Here is a 21,589-nt window from a genome sequence, read left to right as displayed (position 1 = left end):
TTTCAGAAAAACAAAAGGCCGGAAGCAACAAAGATAGGGAAAAGCAGCTGATAAGCCCCGCAGGATGCCGGTGGTTATTACATAACCGGTAAAGGTTTCTTTTTAAATATATATTGCAGCTTGATGGACAGGGCATGAAATAGCATCTTTCCGTTGGCGTTGCGTTCTATATAGTAGCTGGCGTTGTTCAGGGCTTCTGTAATTTCCTGCATCTGGTCCAGGTTGGCCAGTTTGGCCAGCTTGGCCGCAAAGTCCATTTCTTCTGTGGAAAAAGCCAGCTGGCTTTTATCCAGGTATTGCAGGCGGAGCGTGTGTTCCAGCAGGTTGATGAAATAGCGGAGGAACTGCTTTTGATTTTCCCTGCCGGTTTTTGCACTGGAGATGCCTTCGATCCATTCCTGGAGGGCCACCCGGTTACCGGTAAACAGGTGATTCAGCCAGCTGCGGAGCAATTCATGATAGTCGTCATCTGAATGCTGCAACAGGTACAGGGCCTCGCGGTAATTGCCTGCGGTAATGGTAGCCATCTGTTGGGCCTTTGCAGCAGGAACATTGCTTTTCTGGATCAGCGCTGTTACCAGGTCTTCTTTTGCCAGCGGATTTATTTTGATAAGATGTGTTCTTGATAAGATGGTGGCCAGTATCTGTTCCTGGTTTTCAGCGATCAGGATAAACAAAGTATTCTGAGGCGGTTCTTCAATCAGTTTCAACAGGCGGTTACCTTCATTGCCCAGGTATTCCGGCATCCACATCACCAGTATCTTATAACCACTCTCAAAACTTTTCAGGTTCAGTTTATGGATAATGTCCTGACACTCAGTAGCAGTAATGTTACCCTGTTTGTTTTCGGCGCCTATAAACTGCAGCCAGTCGTACGCATTGCCATAAGCATGTGTAGTTACAAATTCCCGCCATTCGGTGATATAGTCGGTACTCACAGGTTTGTCGCCTGTTTTACGCGGAATAACCGGGTAAGAGTAATGAATGTCCGGGTGTACAAATTGAGAGGCTTTGGTACATGCGGCGCATTGGCCGCAGGCATCGTGTGCTTGTTTGTTTTCGCAAACCAGGTATTGTGTAAAAGCCAGTCCGAGCGGAAGGCCGCCTGCACCTTCGGGAGCAAGCAGTATCATGGCATGACTTAGCCGGTTATGTTGTACGGATTGAACGAGCTGTTGCTTTACATCCCCTTGTCCTATGATATCAGAAAAAAGCATGGGCGCAAGATAACGAAAAGGGGTTTATTGAAGAGATACATAGCAGGCATTTTCAAACGTGCCGGTACCACTGATCTTCTTCTCATTATCTGTAAAATAAAAGGTGCCGGAAATTGTTTGTGCCCGGAGATTCATTTTACGGACTGTTACGCTGGAAGAATCTGTGGTCAGATAAGTGAATTCGCCATTGCTGTTTTTAATGGCTACAGCCACCAGTCCGCCGGTTTGTACTCCCTGCCGGGTATAGGTATAAGTTTTAAGGTGCAAACTATCATTCTTCAATCCGGCTTCGTCATACATACCATCTGTGAGGTTAAATACCACCCTGCAGGAATCGGATACGGTTTCCACGCTGAGGAATTTTAGTCCGCCGGTGTCTGTCCGTTCACGGAACAGGAGGCTGCGGCTAAAGGTCATGGTGTTGTTGCTGGTTCCAATGGTGGTAACCATTTGCATTTCCGGACATGAAAGCGAAGGGGGATCTACTTCGTGCTGGCACGCAGAAAGCATCACTAAAAAGCAAAGCAATGCCATTAGCGGCAAGGCGTTATTTGTAGGAACAAGGTAGTGTTTCATGAATATGGTGCGCGTTGTATAATGAATAACAGGATACTCACGTAAACGGATATACGTTTACGCAAGTATCTGCAAAATTTCTTTTATACACAAAAGTTAGATGTAGGTAATAAAAGAGCTACTTCTCAATTGCAGCAATCACTTCTGCCGACTCCGGCTGTGTTTTGGGAGAAAATACAGCTACCAGGTTACCTTTTTCATCCAGCAGATATTTCTGGAAGTTCCAGGTAACTTCAGCAGGCTCCATGTGTTTGGCTTTACTTTCATCCAGTAACCATTTGTACAGGGGATGAATGTCTGCGCCTTTTACGGAAATTTTGGCTGCCATCGGGAAGGTTACTGCATACTGCTTGGTGCAGAACTGTTGTATTTCCTTGTTGCTGCCGGGTTCCTGTGAACCGAAGTTATTGGCAGGGAAACCAACGATAACCAGTTTGTCGTGGTACTTCTTATAGAGTTTTTCCAGGCCTTCGTATTGAGGGGTGTTACCACACAGGGAGGCGGTATTCACGATCAATACTTTCTTTCCCTTGTATTTGGAGAAATCGATTTTTCCTCCGTCAACGGCATCTACTTTGAAATCATAAAGATGGGAGGAGGCAAAAAACATAACAACTGATAGTATAGCTAATCTGAACATATAGATTTTTTTTAAAGACAGATTAAAATACAGCGCGGGGCTGTATTTGTAAAGTTAGCATTCCCGTGATAAAAAAAGAGAAGAATTTAGCCTTCTCATTTCCAGGCATAGGCAAGACAACAAACGCTTACCCGGGCGCCGGCCTGTTGAAGGGCTCTGCAGCAGGCTTCAGTAGTGGCGCCTGTGGTAATTACATCGTCGACCAGTAGTACGTGTGAACCATCTGAAAGGTTGCCATTGGCCTGGAAAGCGGCGGCTACGTTCTGCCACCGGTCTGTTCGACCCTTTTTTGTTTGGGTGGCGGTGAATTGTTCCCTGCGAAGGGTGGCCGGGTATACCGGCAGCTGTACTACCTGGCCAATGCCATTGGCCAGGAGGGTGGCCTGGTTGTAGCCGCGCTTCTTTTCCTTACGGGGATTCAAAGGCACCGGCGCCAAGAAATCGATACTGCTGATCCAGGCACTTTCCTGCAGCTGGTAACCGGTTTGTTTACCAAGCCAGGTAGCAATATCCGGACGTTGCCCGTATTTAAACCGGTGAATCAGGTGTTGCAGGCCGGACGACTGGTTATAATAATACGTGGCAGTGGCCTGTTGTACGGGAACCCTTCCGCTGAATACCTGCGCTACCGGGTTGTTGGGATAACGCTGGAAATGGGTGAGGGGTAACGCCTGCATACAACGCAGGCATAGCAGTTCATCTGTTTGATGCAGATCAGTACCGCATAGCTCACAGCAATGCGGATAAAACAGATGAACCAGTGGGGAAAACAAACTGGTAAGCATCGATTGGTTTTTTTAAAGATATGGTAATCAGAATAACCGCTGGTACACTTCTTCCACTCTTCCTACAGCAATTACTTCGATATGGAATTTACTGAAATCAATTCCTTTTTTGTTGTAACGGGAGATAAATATTTTCTCGAAGCCAAGTTTTTCTGCTTCTGCAATGCGTTGTTCAATGCGGTTCACGGCTCTTATTTCACCGCTAAGACCCACTTCTCCCGAAAAACAAATTTTGGGTGAAATGGCATTGTCTTCATAAGATGAAAGCAGGGCGCATAATACCGCCAGGTCAATGGCCGGGTCTTCCACGCGGATGCCGCCGGCAATATTTAGGAATACATCTTTTACACCGAAGTGGAAGCCGCCGCGTTTTTCGAGTACGGCCAGCAGCAGTTGCAACCTGCGCAGGTCGAAGCCGGTGGCAGTACGTTGCGGGGTACCATAAACGGATTGCGTAACGAGCGCCTGTACTTCTACGAGGAGGGGGCGCATTCCTTCCATTGTGGCAGAAATGGCTACGCCGCTGAGGAGATCTTCCCGTTGTGAAATGAGGATCTCTGAAGGGTTGGTTACCTGTCTGAGTCCTGTGCCGGTCATTTCATAAATGCCCAGTTCTGCGGTAGAACCGAACCTGTTTTTGATAGTTCGGAGAATGCGATAGGCATAATGTTGGTCGCCTTCAAACTGTAAAACCGTATCCACCATGTGTTCCAGCACTTTGGGGCCGGCAATGGAGCCATCTTTGGTAATGTGTCCGATAAGGAATACGGGCGTATTACTTTCTTTGGCGAAGCGTTGTAATTCGGCGGTTGTTTCCCTGATTTGCGATACGCTTCCCGGTGCAGATTCTATAAATGGTGAATGCAATGTTTGAATAGAATCCACAATGACCAGTTGCGGCTGTAATTTTTTAATTTCCTGGAAGATTGTCTGCGTAGAAGTTTCGGTGAGCAGATAGAATTGTTCATTGGAATTCTGGATGCGGTCGGCCCGCATTTTTATCTGTTGTTCACTTTCTTCACCGCTGATGTAAAGTGTTTTGATATGCTTCAGCTGTAGTGCGTTCTGGAGGAAGAGTGTTGATTTCCCGATGCCGGGTTCTCCGCCCACCAATACCAGCGAACCCGCTACTATGCCGCCTCCCAGCACACGGTTCAATTCATTGTCGGGTGTTAATATTCTTTCTTCATCTTTCGTAACTACTTCGGCGAGGTTAATTATTTTGTGTGTCCGGGGAGCAGAGGTATCGTTGTTTTTCCACTCGGCTTGTTTGAGTGGAATATCTTTTTGCACTCTTTCTTCCACAAACGTATTCCATTCTCCGCAACTCGGACATTTTCCATTCCATTTCGCTGATTCATATCCACAATTCTGACAGAAAAAAGCGGTTCTAATTTTACTCATAATTTTCATAAAAAGGATGCGTTACAAAGTAACGTTTTTACATTTATTGAACCGAAATGATAAGAAGAGAAGTGTTAAAAAAGGAGATGAAGAGGTATAAAAAGAGAAAAGAGCCAAACGGAAGATTCCGCTGACTCTTTCTACTTACTAACCCATTAAATTCAGGTCTAAATTACAAAATGGCTTCAGAATAAAAAAGTTTATTTAATTGATGTGAATAACTTTTGAGGTATTGGCAGGATCTGAGAAAGTGGCTGCCATCGCTTGTTTCAGGGGTTGTTTTTATCTAATATTACTTTCATTGGAGGCTCGTAAAATGTTGATAAATAGGGTTGATGTTGATGATTTTTGTATATGAATAAATGTTAATAAAACACATTTTTCTAAATGACAAACAGGCGCTTTTTTGCGGTAAAAAATAATTTTAACGCCATAATGACAGTGTTAAATTTATAATTTCCAGACAAAAAGCAGGGATGGCAGTTAAGTGCTAAATAAAACTTAAAAGGGTGGATCTGGTGAGATATTTGTGCCATAAGATCATCTAACTTTATATCATTATGACACCTGGAATCATGTTTTTATCGCTGATTTTTGTGGGGATCAGCCTGCTGGTAAGCTTCGTGCTCAAAAGTAAGTTCCGGGCTTACAGCGAAATACCCACCTCTTCCGGTTTAACCGGTAAGCAGATTGCAGAGAAGATGTTGAAAGACAATCAGATATACGGTGTTCAGGTACGTGAATCAGAAGGATTTCTGTCCGATCACTACAACCCGGCCGATAAAACGGTAAACCTGAGTCCCGACGTATACAACGGCGCCAACGTGGCCGCTGCAGCCGTGGCCGCCCACGAGTGCGGACACGCAGTGCAGCACGCGGCTGCCTATCCCTGGCTGGGCCTCCGGTCCAGGCTGGTACCCATTGTGCAGTTCAGCTCCAATATCGTTTCATGGGTGCTGCTGGCCGGTATCCTCCTCATAAACACCTTCCCGCAGCTGTTACTGGCCGGTATTATCCTTTTTGGGCTTACCACCGTTTTTTCCGTGGTAACGCTGCCCGTGGAGTTCGACGCTTCCCGCAGGGCCCTGGCCTGGCTGGATAACACCACCATTATGCGCAGAGACGAACACGACAAGGCGAAAAATGCCCTCTGGTGGGCTGCCATGACTTATGTAGTAGCGGCACTCGCTTCTATCGCCACGCTGGTATATTATGTATTAATATATACGGGTGCAAGGAGCAGGAATAACTAATTAAATAAGATTATTATATTATTAAAGGCGGCCTGATGGCTGCCTTTTTTTTTGTTTAAAAATCCCCTTAGATTTAGTTCTTTTAACATTTAATTAAGAAAAGTAGAAATTTTTTTTTAGTTTTACTCCACGGAAAAGGTCAACCAATTTTCCGGTGTTTTGCTTATATGAGAATTAAGCCCAATGTATCACTTGTTCAACCAAATCATTCAACCAAATCATTCAACCAAATAGTTCAACCAAATAGTTCAGCCTGCTGACATTAAATCTAAATCTAAACTCAGAGCCATGATGCGATTCTTCTCATTTATGGGCATCCTATTGCTATTTTGTATGCTTTCGTTTGCCCAGTCCAAACAAGTTACCGGTAAAGTTACCGACCAGAGAGATGGTAGTCCCTTGCCAGGCGTAACCATTAAGGTGAAAGGTCTTAAAGAAGGGACCGTTACCAACGCCGACGGTGTATTTAAATTGAATGTGGAACCCGGGGCTTCTACCCTCATATTCTCATTTGTTGGTTATGCCGACCAGGAAGTGCCTGTTTCTGGCAGAAGTACTATTAATGTTGCATTGGGTGGCAGTACCAAAGACATTTCTGAAGTAGTGGTAGTAGGTTACGGAACCCAGCTTAAACGCGATGTAACCGGATCCATAGCCAAGATCAACGCCAAAGAAATAGAAGATATACCTGTTCCAAGCTTTGAACAGGCTATTCAGGGTAAGGCTGCCGGTGTGGTAATCGAATCCGGTAGTGGTAAAGTAGGACAGGGTATCAAAGTAAGAATTCGTGGTACCTCTTCTATCTCCGCCAGCAGTCAGCCATTATATATTGTGGATGGTATGCCCGTTGAAAGCAGTCTCCAGTCAGATGCCAATAATGAAGTTACCAACCCCCTCGTTGATATTAACCCAAATGATATTGAATCCGTAGAAGTACTGAAAGATGCGTCTGCATCGGCTATTTACGGAGCCCGCGCCTCTAATGGCGTGGTACTGGTAACTACCAAAAAAGGGAAGCTTAACCAGAAAACAATTTTTAACCTGGATGTAAACACAAGCTGGGCTAAGCCAACCAAAAAGCGCGGATTCCTGAATGCAAAAGAATATATAGATCTGATCCATGAGGCAGCAGTAAATGATGGTAAAACAGATTTCGCCAATGGCGATACCGGTTATGGTACCGAGCAGGAAGCTATAGATGACTATACTAAAATGTATGACTCAGATATCCTGGATTATTATTCGTTAGGCACCGACTGGCGGAATCTGGCTGTAAATACCAACTGGGAAGACCAGGTATATCGTGATGTGGCAAGATCCAACCAGGTAAACCTTTCCGCTACTGGTGGTAATGAAAAGACAAGATTTTTTGTTTCCGGTTTCTACAGCGGTCAGGATGCGATAGTAATCAATAACAGGTTCACCCGTTATGGTGCGCGTTTGAGCCTTGATCACCAGGCTACTGAAAAACTGAACATCGGTATCAACATGAGCGTTAACCGTTCACAGCTCGACAGGGTTACGGATGATAACTCTTTCTCTACTCCAGGTCAGCTGGTGGCACAGGTACCTATTTCTCCATTAATCGATCCTGAAACAGGAAAGCCCAATGCAAGAACTTTGTATGACAACGGCTTGCTGGATGCATTATACGATACCGATAAACAGATCACTTTCCGTACTCTCGGGAATGTTTATGCCAGCTACCAATTCCTGCCATGGCTGAACTTCCGCTCTGAAGTGGGAACGGATATCGTTAACATGAACGAAGATTACTTCAAAAGTAAACTATCGCAGGATGGAGCTGGCATTGGTAAAGGACAATCTATTAATGCACAAAGTATATCCCTGAACACTAACAACTTCTTCACCATTAATCCTGAACTGGGTGGCAAGCACAAATTGTCTATGGTGTTAGGTATGAGTTATCTGCAGAATGATAACCGTTCTGCGAGTATCCAGGCAGAAGGTTATCCGTCTGATGCGGTGAAGAATCTGTCAGGAGCTACCACAGTAACTTTCGGTAGTTCTGAAAACTATAAGTATACTTTCCTTTCTTATTTCTTCAGAGCTAACTATAGCTATAACGAAAAATATCTGGCAGGATTTAGTATAAGGGCAGACGGTTCTTCCCGTTTTGGCCCGGATAACAGATACGGTGTGTTTCCTGCCGGTTCATTGGGCTGGGTAATTTCGCAGGAAGATTTCCTGAAAGAATCAAAAGCGCTCAGTTTCCTGAAGTTGAGAGCCAGTGCGGGTTTAACAGGTAACGCCGAAATAGGTGAAAGCCGCTTCCTGTCCCTGTACAACATTACCAACTATCCCAATCTACCGGGTTTCCAGCCAAAAACCATTGGTAACCCTGATCTGAAATGGGAAAAAACAGTTCAGGTAGACGCGGGGCTTGAATTCGGATTTATAAATAACAGAATTTCCGGAGAAATAGATGTCTATAAAAAGAATACAACAGACCTGTTACTAAGTGTAAATATTCCGCTTACCACTGGTTATGCCAGCATTTACCGTAACCTCGGAAAAATGGAAAACAAAGGGATAGAATTTTCCCTGACCACCCGTAACCTGGAAGGTGAATTTAAATGGAATACTACTTTCAATATCGCATACAATAAAAATAAAATCACTGATCTCCAGGGACAGATCATCAATACCGGATCACAACGTGCAGTTGAAGGAGAAGCGATCGGATCTTTTTATTTACCGAAGTTTGCTGGTGCAGATCCTCAAACAGGTGTAGCATTGTATCTCGATTCAAGTGGCAAAACCACAACAGAGTTCAGTAAAGCGCCTAAAATGGTGGTGGGTAATTCTAACCCTGATTTTACCGGTGGTTTCACGAACAATTTCTCCTACAAAGGATTTGACCTGAGTGTTTTCTTCACATTTGTAAATGGTAATTCCATCTACAACGGTGCAGGTATTTATCAGACTACAGGATTTGCAAACGGGCTGGATAACCAGACAAGAGACATCCTTAACAGATGGCAGAAACCTGGCGATATTACCAATGTTCCTAAGGTGGGCTACTATTATGGTACCGGTGCAGAAGCAACTTCCCGCTATATTTATAATGGTTCTTATATCCGTTTGAAGAATGTAACACTGAGCTATAACCTGCCTAAAAGAGCTATGTCTGCTTTGAAGATTCAGGGTATTAAAGTATATGTGGCAGGTTACAATCTTTGGACTAAAACCGATTATCTGAGCGATCCTGAAGTGAATACAGCTCCTTTGGCATCAGAATCAAATACTTCTACCAATACTTCCGGTGGAGTTGACTTTTATACCATTCCTCAGGCAAGAACATTTACAGCAGGAGTGAATATCCGTTTTTAATGGACCATCTGCAATTAAAGGTTCTGTTATCGTAAATTAAAAACACTCAAAACATGAAAATCACAAAATATATAATCCATGCATCGTTAGGGCTTATGCTGATAGCGGGTAATGGTTGCAATAAAAAACTGGATGTGCTTCCTCAACAGCAGATAACGCCCGAACAAATCACTACCGGAGAGGATGTAAAAGCGGTTCTCTTTGGAAGTTACAGTGCGTTGCAGCATTTTAACTCTTACGGAGAACGTAACCTGTTTGTGGCTGATTTGCTGGCAGGCGATGAGCAACTGAAATGGGTAGGTACCTTTGTTAACTACAGACAGGTATTCCAGAAAAGACAGGATAAAACGCTCAGCATTGCAGAAGGCATGTGGGGCCGCGCCTATATTGCCATTGCAGGCGTAAATACCGTGCTGGAAAAAATCAGTGTGGTAGATACAAGTGAGCAAAAGAGTATTGCAGCAGAAGCGAAATTCATCAGGGGCATCGTTTATTTCGACCTGGTAAATTTCTTTGGACAGCCTTATTCTGCCGGTAATACTACCACCAATGAAGCGGTGCCGCTGATACTGGAATCTGTAGGAACGTATGTACCCGATAGAGATAACAAACCAAGAGCCTCTGTTGAAAACGTATACAAACAGGTGATACAAGACCTCACAGATGCGGCTGCAGGATTACCGGAATCTAATGATGACGGCCGCGCCAACAAGTATTCCGCGCTGGCTTTCCTGGCCCGTGTGTATATGAACCAGGGAAAATATGCAGAAGCGGCTACTGCCGCCAATGAGGTGATCACTAATGGCGGTTTCAACCTGGAAAGCACCATTGAGAAGGCATTTAATAATATAGCTGCTTCCTCTGAAGACATTTTCATTATCCAGCAAACTACGCAGAGTAATGCCGGTACATCTAACAATGGTATGACCACTTTCTATGCAGCAAAGCCTGTTGGAAGGGGAGATGCACAGATCCTGCCTGCGTTCCTGGATCGTTATGAAGACAACGATACACGTAAGGCTTTTGTATATAGCGGGGTGAGCATTACCGGTGCTCCCGGTACTTACACCGGCAAATTCAAGGATTTGTATAAGGCGATTCCAATTGTTCGTCTTTCTGAAGTAATCCTGACAAGGGCTGAGGCCAACTTCCGCAAGGGCGGGGCTCCTGTTGGAGGTGTAACACCGCTGGAAGATATAAACGAGGTGAGGAGCAGGGCAAAAGCCACGCCGTTGCTTGTGGTTACTTCCAATGACTTTGCGGATGAGAGATTCAGGGAGCTTGCCTTTGAAGGCGACCGTTTGTGGACAGTTAAGCGTTTGAAGCTGAAGGTGGGTAACCTGAACTACAATGATCCTAAACTGGTTTTACCGGTACCGCAATCTGAAAGAGATGTAAATCCCAACCTGAGTCAGAATCAGGGATATTAAAAGATATACGGCTATTTAAGAAAAGGCACCTGGTTGTTTGACCAGGTGCCTTTTTTTATGCACTTATATGATAAAAAAAGTAGTTATCAACCGTGTGGATAGCTGCTGTTAATAACTTTTATACAAATTCTTTATTGAAAATCAATTAATTGCAAGGGTGGTCCGTAAAAAAGTGCCCAAAATGTATGGTTATTAAGAATGAGCAATGTACCTTTGCACTCCCCATAATCGGGGAATTGTTTACAAGACGTAATTTTTATCGTATACAACAATGAATACATTAAGTTTCAGAACTAAATCGGCTAACGACGCTTACGTAAAGCGTGACTGGCATATAGTAGATGCTACTAACCTGACACTCGGAAGAGTAGCTGCTAAGATGGCTGCTATCCTGAGGGGTAAAAACAAGCCTTACTATACACCTCATACTGATTGTGGTGATTATATCATCGTGATCAATGCAGAGAAGATTGCCCTGACCGGCAATAAAATGCAGGAAAAAGAATACATGCACTACACTGGTTTCCCAGGTGGTCAGAGAATCGAATTAGCAAAGGACCTGATCCGTCGCCGTCCTGAAGTGTTGATCGAAAAGGCTGTTAAAGGTATGTTGCCTAAAAACCGTCTGGGCCGTGCGATGTACAAAAAATTATTTGTATATGCTGGTGCTGAACATCCTCATGCTGCGCAGAAACCACAACCATTAACTTTCTAATTTTTCTCTGATACATGGAAAAGCAAAAAAATACAATAGGTCGTCGTAAGGAAGCTGTTGCCCGTGTTTACATCAACAAGGGTACCGGTAACATTACAGTTAACGACAAAGATTATAAAAACTACTTTTCTTTGATCTACCTGCAGAACCAGGTGGAACTGCCTTTCAAAACTATCGAGGCGCTCGATAAATTTGATGTGAAAGTGAATGCACAGGGTGGTGGTATCAAAGGTCAGGCAGAAGCTATTAAGCTGGGTATTGCCCGTGCTTTATGCGAAGTGAACATTGAGTTCCGTCCTGCATTGAAAGCTGCAGGTTTGCTGAAACGCGATCCACGTGGAGTTGAACGTAAGAAACCAGGTAAAGCGAAAGCAAGAAGAAGCTTCCAGTTCTCTAAACGCTAATATTTTTGAGCTATTGGCCGTTAGCTCCGGGCTAATTCGCCGGATGCTAAAAGCTAAACATTATTTGATCCTTTTAATTGAGCAATATAAACATGGAAAATAATACCTCATTGCAGCAGCAGTTACTGGAGGCAGGTGTTCACTTCGGTCACCTGAAGAAAAAGTGGAATCCCAAGATGCTGCCTTATATTTTCGCAGAAAAGAAAGGTATTCATATCATTGATCTGAACAAAACCGTAGAAGGATTACAGGAAGCAGCAGCTGCCCTGAAATCTATCGCAAAGAGCGGTAAGAAGATCATGTTCGTTGCTACTAAAAAGCAGGCGAAAGAAATCGTGGCAGATGCTGCGCGTAACATCAACATGCCTTTCGTAACTGAAAGATGGTTAGGTGGTATGCTCACTAACTTCTCTACGATCCGTAAGAGTGTAAAGAAAATGCAGAGCATTGAAAAAATGCTGCAGGACGGTACATTCGATAACATTACCAAGAAAGAACGTCTTACTTTAAGCCGCGATAAAGAGAAAATGGAGAAAGTGCTGGGTGGTATTGCCCAACTGGCACGTGTACCGGCAGCGCTGTTTATGGTTGATATCAGCCACGAACACATTGCACTGGCAGAAGCTAAGCGTTTGGGTATTTCTACTTTCGGTATGGTGGATACCAACTCCGATCCTACCAAAGTAGATTTCGCTATCCCTGCGAATGACGATGCTACTAAATCTATCGCTATCATCACCAGCTACATCTGCGCAGCTATCGCTGAAGGTCTTTCTGAAAGAGCTACAGAGAAATCTGAAGAAGTAGAGGAAGAAGAAGAAGCAGACGATAAAGCACGCAAATTTGAAGTTGAAGGTGGTGAAGACCGTGAAAGAGGTCGCAAACCAGGAGCACCAGGTGGTGGTCGTGGTCCAGGCGGTCCGGGCGGTGCTAACCGTGGTGGCGGCGGCCGTGGTCCTGGTGGCCAGGGCGGTGGCGCTAACCGTGGCGGTGGCGGTGCTAACCGTGGTGGTGGTGCAGCAGGCGGACAACGTCGTCCATCTGGTGCCGGCAGCAGCGGTCCAAGAAAACCAGGCGGCGGAAGATAATATTTTAAGCTTTTAGCTATTAGCCTTTAGCAGTTAGTTCAACCAATATGGTCCCTAACAGCTAAAGGCTAATAGCTGAAAGCAGATTAAGTACTTGCAATAATTTTTACAACATAAAACTAATTATAGCTCATGGCAACAATTACAGCAGCTGATGTAAATAAACTGCGTCAGCAAACTGGTGCTGGTATGATGGATTGCAGAAAGGCACTGGTAGAAAGTGATGGCGATTTTGAAAAAGCAGTAGACTACCTGCGTAAGAAAGGTCAGAAAGTGGCCGCTTTACGTTCCGATCGTGAAACCAAAGAAGGCGTTATCATCGCTAAAACAGCAGCAGATGGTAAATCCGGCGTTATCGTGGGTCTGGGTTGTGAAACTGATTTCGTTGCTAAGAACGAAGACTTCGTAAAATTTGCACAGTCAATCGTTGATCTGGCACTGGCCAGCGGTATCAAAACCGTTGAAGACCTGAATGCTGCTCAACTGGATGGCGCAAGCGTTGCTGATAAAGTAAACGACCAGGTTGCAAAAATCGGTGAAAAAATCACCCTCAATAAATTCGAATTCGTTGAAGCTGGTGGCGTAACCTCTTACATTCACGGTAACTACCGCATGGGTGTACTGGTTGCTTTCTCTAAGCCTGTTTCTGAAGAAGTAGGTAAAGATATCGCTATGCAGATCGCAGCAATGAGCCCTATCGCAGTTGATGCAGATAGCGTTCCTGCTGAACTGATCGCCCGCGAAAAAGAAATCGCTGTTGAACAGGTGAAAGCAGAAGGCAAACCTGCTGAAATGGCGGAAAAGATCGCTGCCGGTAAAGTAAATAAATTCTTCAAAGAAAGCACCCTGCTGCAACAGGCTTTCGTTAAGGACAATAATAAGTCCGTAGCGGATTACCTGAAGTCCGTAGATGCTGACCTGAAAGTAACCAGCTTTAAGCGAGTTGCTTTAGGTTAAGAAAAACATATCAAAAAAAAGGAGAGAATTCGTTTCTCTCCTTTTTTTTGCGCATAACTAATCATACACATAAAAGGACAGTAAACAGGTATTAGAAAAGGCATTTTTTTCTTCCTTTCCTCCTTTCTGCATTTAAGTTGTATATTAGAATACCGTAATCAGTATTAGGAAAATCACAATCTTACAATATTTTATAGCGTCATGTTGCCAAAGTATAAGCGTATTTTGCTCAAATTGAGCGGGGAGGCCCTCATGGGGGATGCAAATTATGGTATTGATCCGAAGGTGATATCTCAGTATGCCTACGATATTAAGGCAGTTACCGATCTGGGAGTTCAGGTAGCCATCGTTATTGGCGGAGGTAATATCTACCGCGGAATGAACGAAGCCGATACCGGTATTGAAAGAGCCCAGGGAGATTACATGGGAATGCTCGCCACCGTAATCAATGGTATGGCTCTCCAAAGTGGTCTGGAAAGAGTTGGACTTTATACCCGCCTCCAGTCTGCCATCAAAATGGAACAGATCGCAGAACCTTATATCCGCCGCCGCGCTATCCGCCACGTGGAAAAAGGCCGCGTAGTAATATTCGGAGGAGGTACCGGTAACCCGTACTTCACTACTGATACTGCCGCCTCCTTACGCGCTATAGAAATTCAGGCCGATGTAATTCTCAAAGGAACCCGTGTAGATGGAATCTATACTGCTGATCCTGAAAAAGATAAAACAGCCACCCGCTACGAAACCATTACTTTCTCAGAAGTATACCAGAAATCCCTCAACGTGATGGATATGACAGCCTTTACCCTTTGCCAGGAAAATAAGCTGCCTATTATCGTGTTTGATATGAACCGTCAGGGTAACCTCCTGAACGTGATCATGGGTAAAAATGTGGGTACTTTAGTAAAGGGATAAGTAAACGCATAAAAAAAGCAGCGAAGACTATTTGTTCTTCGCTGCTTTTTTATGCCTTCAACCGGCGGTTATTTTAATATACTCTTCATCTCCGAAAGCGGGATGTACAGGGTTACCTGGCCCAGTGCATATGGCCCGATCTCGTAAGGCACATAACTAAAGGCTACTCCCTTGCCGGTAACAATCATATTGTTATTTGGCGGGATGTTCTTTACCAGCAGGTTCTGGTCCAATGCATCTTCTTCACTCATATTGAACCGTTTCCTGAAAGCTTTGTCCAGCAACCCGCTCAGCGCTTCTTTATAACCCGGTTTAAAAATATCATCGGGGGTAAGCACTTTACGTTTAGACAGATCCAGCGTGTAATAGGTGGCGCCCCAGTTGCCATGGGCCCCGCCGGTAAAGTCGTATGCATACTTTTCTATCACCAGTAAAGGCCAGGTGTTATACACTACTTTCATATCGTTATCTGTAGTCCAGTTCCATGATACGGCAGTAGTATTATCGTTAAACTCTGTGCTGTCGGCATCTTTAGCAGAATACCGGTAGCTCAGGATAAAGGAGTCGATTCCTTTTCGCAGGAATTTCTGCGGGTCAGTAGCGCGGCTATTCCCTGTTACCTGGCCTATAATAAACCGGGCGATGGTGCTATCCACCAGGGAGTCGGGCCAGATGATACTGTTGGACACGGTGCCTACCGGCGATTTGGATATGGATGGCGCCAGCCGTGCGGAATCGATCTGGTAGAATACTTTCAGCGGTACAGCGTTTTTCAGATCGGTATGCAGTTCAAAATGATAAGAGGTGCCATCACCATGCCACACGCCTTTAAATTTTCCATCATCAGAAAAATAACCGCTGAAGAGACGGTCTTCCGAGCTGTTATTGGTTTCTTCATAAATGTTCACCAGGGTAGAATCCAGGGTGCCCCATAAAGAAATGGGTTGCCCGGTACTATCGTCGCAATAGTAGCCGCGGAACAGGTGGGGCGCGGTTTTCAGCAATTGCATGGTAATTTCCTTATTGCCCAGTTTTCCTTTGAGCTGGGTATAGAAAAGGGGGGTAGAAGCCAGTGGTACAATGATGTTGGCGGTGTTAGCCGGTGCCTTGCCATTGTTGTTATTTCTTGTGTGACAGGAGAGTAGTGCAACAGCTATCAGCAGTACCAGTAGAGAAACTCTTTTCATAGTATGATTTATATCAGGTACATCAAAATTACTATTATCCTTCCATACCTTTGAGGACCCGTTTGAATCATAAAAATAACAGACCATGTTGAACCAGAAAATAGCTGATTTACGAAAAGATTATAAGCTGGCTTCCCTGGATGAAAGTGAGGTAGCGCCTTATCCCTTGTCCCAGTTTGGGAAATGGTGGCAGGATGCTATCAGCAGTGAAATTGATGAAGCCAATGCCATGACGCTGGCCACCAGTACACCGGATGGCCGTCCGTCTGCAAGGATTGTATTATTAAAGAGTTTTGATGACGATGGCTTTTTGTTTTTTACCAACTACGAAAGCCGCAAGGGGCAGGAGCTGGCGCTGAATCCGCATGTTAGTCTGTTGTTCTTCTGGCGGGAGCTGGAGCGGCAGGTTCGTATAGAGGGCACCGTTAGTAAGGCGCCGGTATCGGTAAGTAATGAGTATTACAACAGCCGGCCGGAGGGCAGCCGGATCGGTGCCATTGCCTCGCCACAGAGCAAGGTCATTCCGGGCCGATCTTTCCTGGAAGAACAGGTAGACCAGGTAGCGGCAAAATATCAGCAGGAGGCCCCCCAGAGACCTGATTACTGGGGAGGTTATATCGTGAAGCCACAGGTGATGGAATTCTGGCAGGGGAGAAGCAGCCGGTTGCACGACAGGATCCTGTATACATTAACACCTGAAGGAGGCTGGAAAATTGAGCGCCTGGCACCTTGACAAATCCGTCTTCCAAATAAAAATGCCGCTAAGATTATGTGAATAATCTTAGCGGCATTTTACTAAAAGCGTAAAATTAAGCTTTTGGTGCAGCAGCTTTTGCGGCAGTATTTTTTCTGGTCTTTGCAGATCTAACCTTACCGAAAGATTTACTGAAGATCTTACCTTTTTTGGTTTTAATATCTCCTCTACCCATAACGAATAATTTGAAGTTTGTTGTTGTTAAATATGATGTTATCAGGCTGCAAAATACTGTAATTCGATGAAATAGCGTAGTACTGGCCGTTTGATATAAAAAAAAAGCAAGAAACATAACTGTTCCTTGCTTGAATAAGTTGTGTTAACTGATTAGAGCTTGTCGGATAAAGCTTTACCAGCCTTGAACTTAGCAACTTTCTTAGCTTTGATCTTGATGATCTGACCGGTTTGTGGGTTTCTACCGTTACGTGCAGCACGTTTAGAAACGGAGAAAGTACCGAAACCAACCAAAGTTACTTTACCACCTTTTTTCAGGGTATCAGCAACAGCTTTGGTGAAAGAGTCCAGAGCTTCGTTAGCCTGGGTTTTGGTAATAGCTGCATCTTTAGCAAGCTTGTCGATTAATTCGGCTTTGTTCATAGTTAGTAAGATTTAACTAGTGAAAAAATGTTTGATGTGAGCAAATATAGCGCGTTTTATCAGATTACCAAATTTTTTACAGCTTTTTTATAGAAAATTTTATAGGCTGAAAAACGCTACTGGTAACGGTTACAGCTGATTGGTCTTTTACGTGCTAAAGGACAACCTTTTAGCAGGATCGCATAGAACCCTGTACCGTGGCATGTTTGCCTGCTTTTTTACTATTAACGCGGGATTGAGCCAACTATTGTACCAAAGTCCGGATGCCCCGAAAATAGTGGATTTCCTGTGGATAAGTTTAGTAAAGATCCCTTACTTAAAGCACCTCCATTACGGTTGTAAACGCAATAAAACGATCACCGAAAAGCTCATATCCTCTTTGCCGCAGGGCCTGTTGGTGCTGGTCTGCGAAGGATTGATAGTCGTCCAGGCTGTCTGCAAAATATTGCACAACATAGGTGGGTCCCTCTTCATCATCCTGCTCCAGCAGGCGGCTGATGCGGTAATCACGGAATAATCCCGTAGCCAGCATCGCCGGAATATGTTCTTCCCGCAACCATTGCAGCCACCGTAAAGATGTATCTGTGGCCACTTTGGTGGTTACATTATATATAATCATACGCCTCTTTATTTATACTGCCAGCTCCACGAACACCGGACAATGATCTGAGTGTTTTACCTGTTGATAAATAGTGGCATGTTTCAGCAGCCCTTTCAGTGGTGCAGATACGTTGATATAGTCGATACGCCAGCCCTTGTTATTGTTTCTCGCATTGGCCCGGAAGCTCCACCAGCTGTACTGATGAGGATCTGTATTAAAATGACGGAAGCTGTCTACAAAGCCGCTTTCAAAGAAACGGTCCATCCATGCGCGTTCTTCAGGCAGGAAACCGGTGGAGTTTTTATTGCCCACCGGGTCATGGATATCTATTGGCTTGTGGCAAATATTGTAATCGCCACATACAACCAGGTTTGGGCGGGTTTTCTTCAGTTCTTCGAGGTATTGAAAGAACTCTTCCAGCCACTGGTATTTATAGGTCTGCCGCAGCTCGCCGCTGGTACCGGAGGGGAAGTAAGTATTGATCAGGGTAATATCGCCGAAATCAAGCCTTATAAAGCGGCCTTCGAGGTCGCTCTGGCCGTGGCCACTACCATATTGTACAAAGTCGGGTTTAATACGGGTGAGTACTGCTACACCGCTGTACCCTTTCTTTTGCGCAGGGTACCAGTAATGTGCATAGCCGAGATTGTCGAATTGCTGAAAGTCGATATTTTCCTGGTGGGCCTTTATTTCCTGCAGGCAGATAATATCAGCGGGATCTGTTTGTAACCATTCTGTAAAACCTTTAGTCATGGCTGACCTCAGGCCATTCACATTGTAAGATATGATTCTCATGTTGGGTGTTGTTTAGGGAATTACATCCTTAAATTTACGAATTACGGACCTGTGGTCAGATAATAAAGGCGAAAAATTCCGCTGTTATCCCTCCACAGATCCGTAATAATTCAGGCTGTAATGCTTTTAGATATCGTATTCGAGGTTCGGACGGAGCCACTGTTCGGCTTCTTCCACTGTCCAGTTCTTACGGGCAGCATAGTCTGTTACCTGGTCTTTTTCAATTTTTCCGAGACCGAAATATTTACCTTCCGGGTTGGCGAAATACCAGCCGCTCACGCTGGAAGCGGGATACATGGCCAGTGATTCGGTAAGGGTAATACCAGTATTCTCGGTGGCGTTCAGCAGATCAAACAATTTCCACTTTTCGGTATGGTCAGGGCAGGCGGGATATCCCGGCGCCGGACGGATACCTGCATAGGCTTCTTTGATAAGGTCTTCGTTGCTCAGGTGTTCTTCTGTAGCATATCCCCAGAACTCTTTACGTACCCGTTCGTGCATCAGTTCTGCAAAGGCTTCGGCGAGCCTGTCGGCCAGTGCTTTCAGCATGATGCTGTTATAGTCGTCGTGTTCTGCTTTGAATTTATCGAGCCACTTTTCAATGCCTACGCCGGTGGTTACCGCAAAGCCGCCGATATAGTCGGTTTTGCCGGATTCGGCAGGAGCAATGAAATCGGCGAGGGAAAGGTTCGGCTGCCCCGGTGCTTTCTTTACCTGCTGACGCAGGAATTCCAGTTGTACCGGTTTAATGTCCGGTTGTTCGGGTGTTACCATCACGGAATCTGCGGCCACTCTGCTGGCGGGATAGAGCCCAATAACAGCATTGGCGCCCAGCCATTTTTCTTCAATTACTTTGTTTAATAATTCCTTTGCATCATTAAACAGGCGGGTGGCTTCTACGCCTACTACTTCATCGGTAAGGATCTGCGGGAATTTACCATGCAGTTCCCAGGCAATGAAGAATGGCTGCCAGTCGATATACTTCGCAATTTCCCCGAGGTCGTAGTTCTCAAACTTCATCACACCGGTCATTTTAGGCTTTACCGGGGTAAAGGTATCCCAGTTAATGACGGTTTTGTTGGCCTGTGCTGCTGCGATCGGGAGGAATTGTTTGGTTTGTTTTTTATTCTTGAAAGCTTCGTTCAGCTTTTGATATTCTGTTTGTATACCGGCCAGGAAGTCGGGTTTCAACGCTTTATTAAGCAGGCTGCCGGTAACGGTTACGCTGCGGGACGCATCCAGTACGTGTACTACGCCATGTGCATATTCCTGGGCTATTTTAACCGCTGTGTGTGTACGGCTGGTAGTGGCGCCTCCGATGATCAGCGGAATATTGAAATCCTGCCGTTTCAGTTCGCGGGCCACGTGTACCATTTCATCGAGACTAGGCGTGATGAGGCCACTCAAACCAATTATATCCACCTTTTCCTGGCGGGCGGTCTGGAGGATCTTTTCAGCCGGTACCATTACACCGAGGTCAATGATCTCATAGCCGTTGCAGGCCAGTACTACGCCTACAATGTTTTTACCGATATCGTGTACATCGCCTTTTACGGTGGCCAGCAAAATTTTACCGGCGGCTTTTATTTCTCCGCCATGTTCGGCCTGTATACGTAATTTCTCTTCTTCAATATATGGAGTGAGGATGGCCACGGATTTTTTCATCACGCGGGCGCTTTTTACCACCTGCGGGAGGAACATTTTACCGCTGCCAAAGAGGTCGCCCACGATGTTCATACCAGCCATCAGCGGGCCTTCGATTACATCCAGCGGACGCGGGTATTTCTGGCGCGCTTCTTCTGTATCTCCATCTATATAGTCTGTAATACCATTTACGAGGGCGTGGCTCAAACGATCTTCCACAGAGCCCAGTCGCCAGGTTTCATCTTTCTCTACTACTTTTCCTTTGGCCTTTACGGTTTCTGCGAACTGTATGAGCCTTTCGGTTGCGTCGTCTCTTCTGTTTAGTATGGCATCCTCACAAAGTTCGCGGAGGGTTGGTTCAATGTCGTCATAAATCTGCAGCATCCCGGCATTCACAATACCCATATCCATGCCTGCTTTGATGGCATGGAACAGGAATACGGAGTGCATGGCCTCCCTCACGGTTTCGTTACCACGGAAAGAGAAGGATACGTTACTTACGCCGCCGCTGATTTTTGCCAGGGGCATCAGTTGTTTGATGCGACGGGTAGCGTTAATGAACTCTACGGCGTAGTTATTATGTTCTTCGATACCGGTGGCGATGGCGAAGATATTGGGATCGAAGATGATATCCTGGGGATCGTATCCCACTACTTCGGTGAGTATTTTATAGGCGCGGTGACTGAAGCTCACTCTTTTTTCTTCGGTGTCGGCCTGGCCGTGTTCATCGAAGGCCATTACAACTACGGCAGCGCCGTAGCTTTTGCAGATGTGCGCCTGTTCAATGAATTTGGCTTCTCCTTCCTTTAAGCTGATGGAGTTCACAATACATTTACCCTGTACGCATTTCAGGCCGGCTTCAATGACGGAAAACTTACTGGAGTCGATCATCACCGGGATACGGGAAATATCCGGTTCTCCTGCCAGGAGGTTCAGGAAGGTAGACATGGCGGTTTCCCCGTCGAGCAGGGCATCGTCCATGTTTACGTCGAGGATCTGCGCACCGCTTTCTACCTGCTGACGGGCAACAGACAGGGCTTCTTCGAACAGTCCTTCTCTTACGAGACGGGCAAATTTCTTGGAGCCGGTTACGTTGGTACGTTCCCCTACGTTAATGAAGTTGGTTTCAGGTCTTACCACCAAAGGTTCCAGTCCGCTCAGGCGCATAAAGGGTTTGATTACCCTGCGTTCTTCGCTGACAATAGGTTCGTTGGCGGTATCTGTATTATTTATAGTTGTTTCGCTCATTTCTGCTGTAAGTGATGTTTGAATA

General features: G+C 45.2%; 20 protein-coding genes. 9 read left to right on the top strand and 11 right to left on the bottom strand.

Annotation, left to right across the window (positions count from 1 at the left end):
* Positions 1 to 77: 77 nt before the first annotated feature.
* From B5Z18_RS20465 to radA, 5 genes are all read right to left on the bottom strand, one after another.
* Positions 78 to 1,217, bottom strand: a complete 1,140-nt coding sequence (locus tag B5Z18_RS20465; protein ID WP_079471358.1) for a DNA polymerase III subunit — start codon at positions 1,215 to 1,217, stop codon at positions 78 to 80.
* Positions 1,218 to 1,241: 24 nt separating this feature from the next.
* Complete coding sequence (locus tag B5Z18_RS20460) at positions 1,242 to 1,793, bottom strand: hypothetical protein (protein WP_143313651.1); 552 nt, start codon at positions 1,791 to 1,793, stop codon at positions 1,242 to 1,244.
* Positions 1,794 to 1,911: 118 nt separating this feature from the next.
* Complete coding sequence (locus B5Z18_RS20455) at positions 1,912 to 2,433, bottom strand: glutathione peroxidase (protein WP_079471356.1); 522 nt, start codon at positions 2,431 to 2,433, stop codon at positions 1,912 to 1,914.
* 95 nt (positions 2,434 to 2,528) lie between these two features.
* The gene (locus B5Z18_RS20450) at positions 2,529 to 3,218 is read right to left on the bottom strand and encodes a ComF family protein (protein ID WP_079471355.1); all 690 of its coding nucleotides are present in this window, start codon (positions 3,216 to 3,218) and stop codon (positions 2,529 to 2,531) included.
* Between the two features lie 27 nt (positions 3,219 to 3,245).
* Positions 3,246 to 4,622 (bottom strand): DNA repair protein RadA, encoded by a 1,377-nt coding sequence (gene radA, locus B5Z18_RS20445; RefSeq protein WP_079471773.1) that lies wholly within the window; start codon positions 4,620 to 4,622, stop codon positions 3,246 to 3,248.
* A gap of 560 nt (positions 4,623 to 5,182) precedes the next feature.
* On the opposite strand from radA, the gene B5Z18_RS20440 reads away from it, so the two are divergent.
* The 8 genes from B5Z18_RS20440 (at position 5,183) to pyrH (ending at position 14,738) form a co-directional block, all read left to right on the top strand.
* Entirely contained in the window at positions 5,183 to 5,875 is a 693-nt protein-coding gene (locus B5Z18_RS20440) for a zinc metallopeptidase (protein WP_079471354.1), read from the top strand.
* Between the two features lie 288 nt (positions 5,876 to 6,163).
* Positions 6,164 to 9,229 (top strand): SusC/RagA family TonB-linked outer membrane protein, encoded by a 3,066-nt coding sequence (locus B5Z18_RS20435; RefSeq protein ID WP_079471353.1) that lies wholly within the window; start codon positions 6,164 to 6,166, stop codon positions 9,227 to 9,229.
* A 53-nt stretch (positions 9,230 to 9,282) separates the two neighbouring features.
* Entirely contained in the window at positions 9,283 to 10,659 is a 1,377-nt protein-coding gene (locus tag B5Z18_RS20430) for a RagB/SusD family nutrient uptake outer membrane protein (RefSeq protein ID WP_079471352.1), read from the top strand.
* Positions 10,660 to 10,930: 271 nt separating this feature from the next.
* Entirely contained in the window at positions 10,931 to 11,374 is a 444-nt protein-coding gene (gene rplM, locus B5Z18_RS20425) for a 50S ribosomal protein L13 (RefSeq protein WP_079471351.1), read from the top strand.
* A 14-nt stretch (positions 11,375 to 11,388) separates the two neighbouring features.
* Positions 11,389 to 11,778: a 30S ribosomal protein S9 gene (gene rpsI, locus B5Z18_RS20420; RefSeq protein ID WP_079471350.1), complete on the top strand. Its 390-nt coding sequence runs from the start codon at positions 11,389 to 11,391 to the stop codon at positions 11,776 to 11,778.
* 92 nt (positions 11,779 to 11,870) lie between these two features.
* Positions 11,871 to 12,866 (top strand): 30S ribosomal protein S2, encoded by a 996-nt coding sequence (rpsB, locus tag B5Z18_RS20415; RefSeq protein ID WP_079471349.1) that lies wholly within the window; start codon positions 11,871 to 11,873, stop codon positions 12,864 to 12,866.
* 132 nt (positions 12,867 to 12,998) lie between these two features.
* Positions 12,999 to 13,823, top strand: a complete 825-nt coding sequence (gene tsf, locus B5Z18_RS20410; RefSeq protein ID WP_079471348.1) for a translation elongation factor Ts — start codon at positions 12,999 to 13,001, stop codon at positions 13,821 to 13,823.
* 201 nt (positions 13,824 to 14,024) lie between these two features.
* Complete coding sequence (gene pyrH, locus B5Z18_RS20405; RefSeq protein ID WP_079471347.1) at positions 14,025 to 14,738, top strand: UMP kinase; 714 nt, start codon at positions 14,025 to 14,027, stop codon at positions 14,736 to 14,738.
* A 68-nt stretch (positions 14,739 to 14,806) separates the two neighbouring features.
* On the opposite strand, the gene B5Z18_RS20400 is transcribed toward pyrH, so the two are convergent.
* Complete coding sequence (locus tag B5Z18_RS20400) at positions 14,807 to 15,925, bottom strand: DUF3298 and DUF4163 domain-containing protein (protein WP_159454371.1); 1,119 nt, start codon at positions 15,923 to 15,925, stop codon at positions 14,807 to 14,809.
* A gap of 85 nt (positions 15,926 to 16,010) precedes the next feature.
* On the opposite strand from B5Z18_RS20400, the gene pdxH reads away from it, so the two are divergent.
* Positions 16,011 to 16,658 (top strand): pyridoxamine 5'-phosphate oxidase, encoded by a 648-nt coding sequence (gene pdxH / locus B5Z18_RS20395; RefSeq protein WP_200817307.1) that lies wholly within the window; start codon positions 16,011 to 16,013, stop codon positions 16,656 to 16,658.
* 76 nt (positions 16,659 to 16,734) lie between these two features.
* Here pdxH and B5Z18_RS20390 read toward each other — a convergent pair whose 3' ends face one another.
* From B5Z18_RS20390 to metH, 5 genes are all read right to left on the bottom strand, one after another.
* The gene (locus tag B5Z18_RS20390; protein WP_079471345.1) at positions 16,735 to 16,854 is read right to left on the bottom strand and encodes a 30S ribosomal protein THX; all 120 of its coding nucleotides are present in this window, start codon (positions 16,852 to 16,854) and stop codon (positions 16,735 to 16,737) included.
* Positions 16,855 to 17,006: 152 nt separating this feature from the next.
* The gene (locus B5Z18_RS20385; RefSeq protein ID WP_029465307.1) at positions 17,007 to 17,276 is read right to left on the bottom strand and encodes an HU family DNA-binding protein; all 270 of its coding nucleotides are present in this window, start codon (positions 17,274 to 17,276) and stop codon (positions 17,007 to 17,009) included.
* Between the two features lie 316 nt (positions 17,277 to 17,592).
* The gene (locus B5Z18_RS20380) at positions 17,593 to 17,895 is read right to left on the bottom strand and encodes a DUF4286 family protein (protein ID WP_079471344.1); all 303 of its coding nucleotides are present in this window, start codon (positions 17,893 to 17,895) and stop codon (positions 17,593 to 17,595) included.
* A gap of 12 nt (positions 17,896 to 17,907) precedes the next feature.
* Positions 17,908 to 18,672, bottom strand: a complete 765-nt coding sequence (locus tag B5Z18_RS20375; RefSeq protein ID WP_079471343.1) for an exodeoxyribonuclease III — start codon at positions 18,670 to 18,672, stop codon at positions 17,908 to 17,910.
* 126 nt (positions 18,673 to 18,798) lie between these two features.
* Positions 18,799 to 21,564: a methionine synthase gene (gene metH, locus B5Z18_RS20370; RefSeq protein WP_079471342.1), complete on the bottom strand. Its 2,766-nt coding sequence runs from the start codon at positions 21,562 to 21,564 to the stop codon at positions 18,799 to 18,801.
* Positions 21,565 to 21,589: the final 25 nt, after the last annotated feature.

The organism is Chitinophaga ginsengisegetis, assembly GCF_900168065.1.
Taxonomy (GTDB): domain Bacteria; phylum Bacteroidota; class Bacteroidia; order Chitinophagales; family Chitinophagaceae; genus Chitinophaga; species Chitinophaga ginsengisegetis.
Note: the sequence above shows the minus strand (reverse complement) of the source record. Positions and strands in the feature narration are given on the sequence as shown.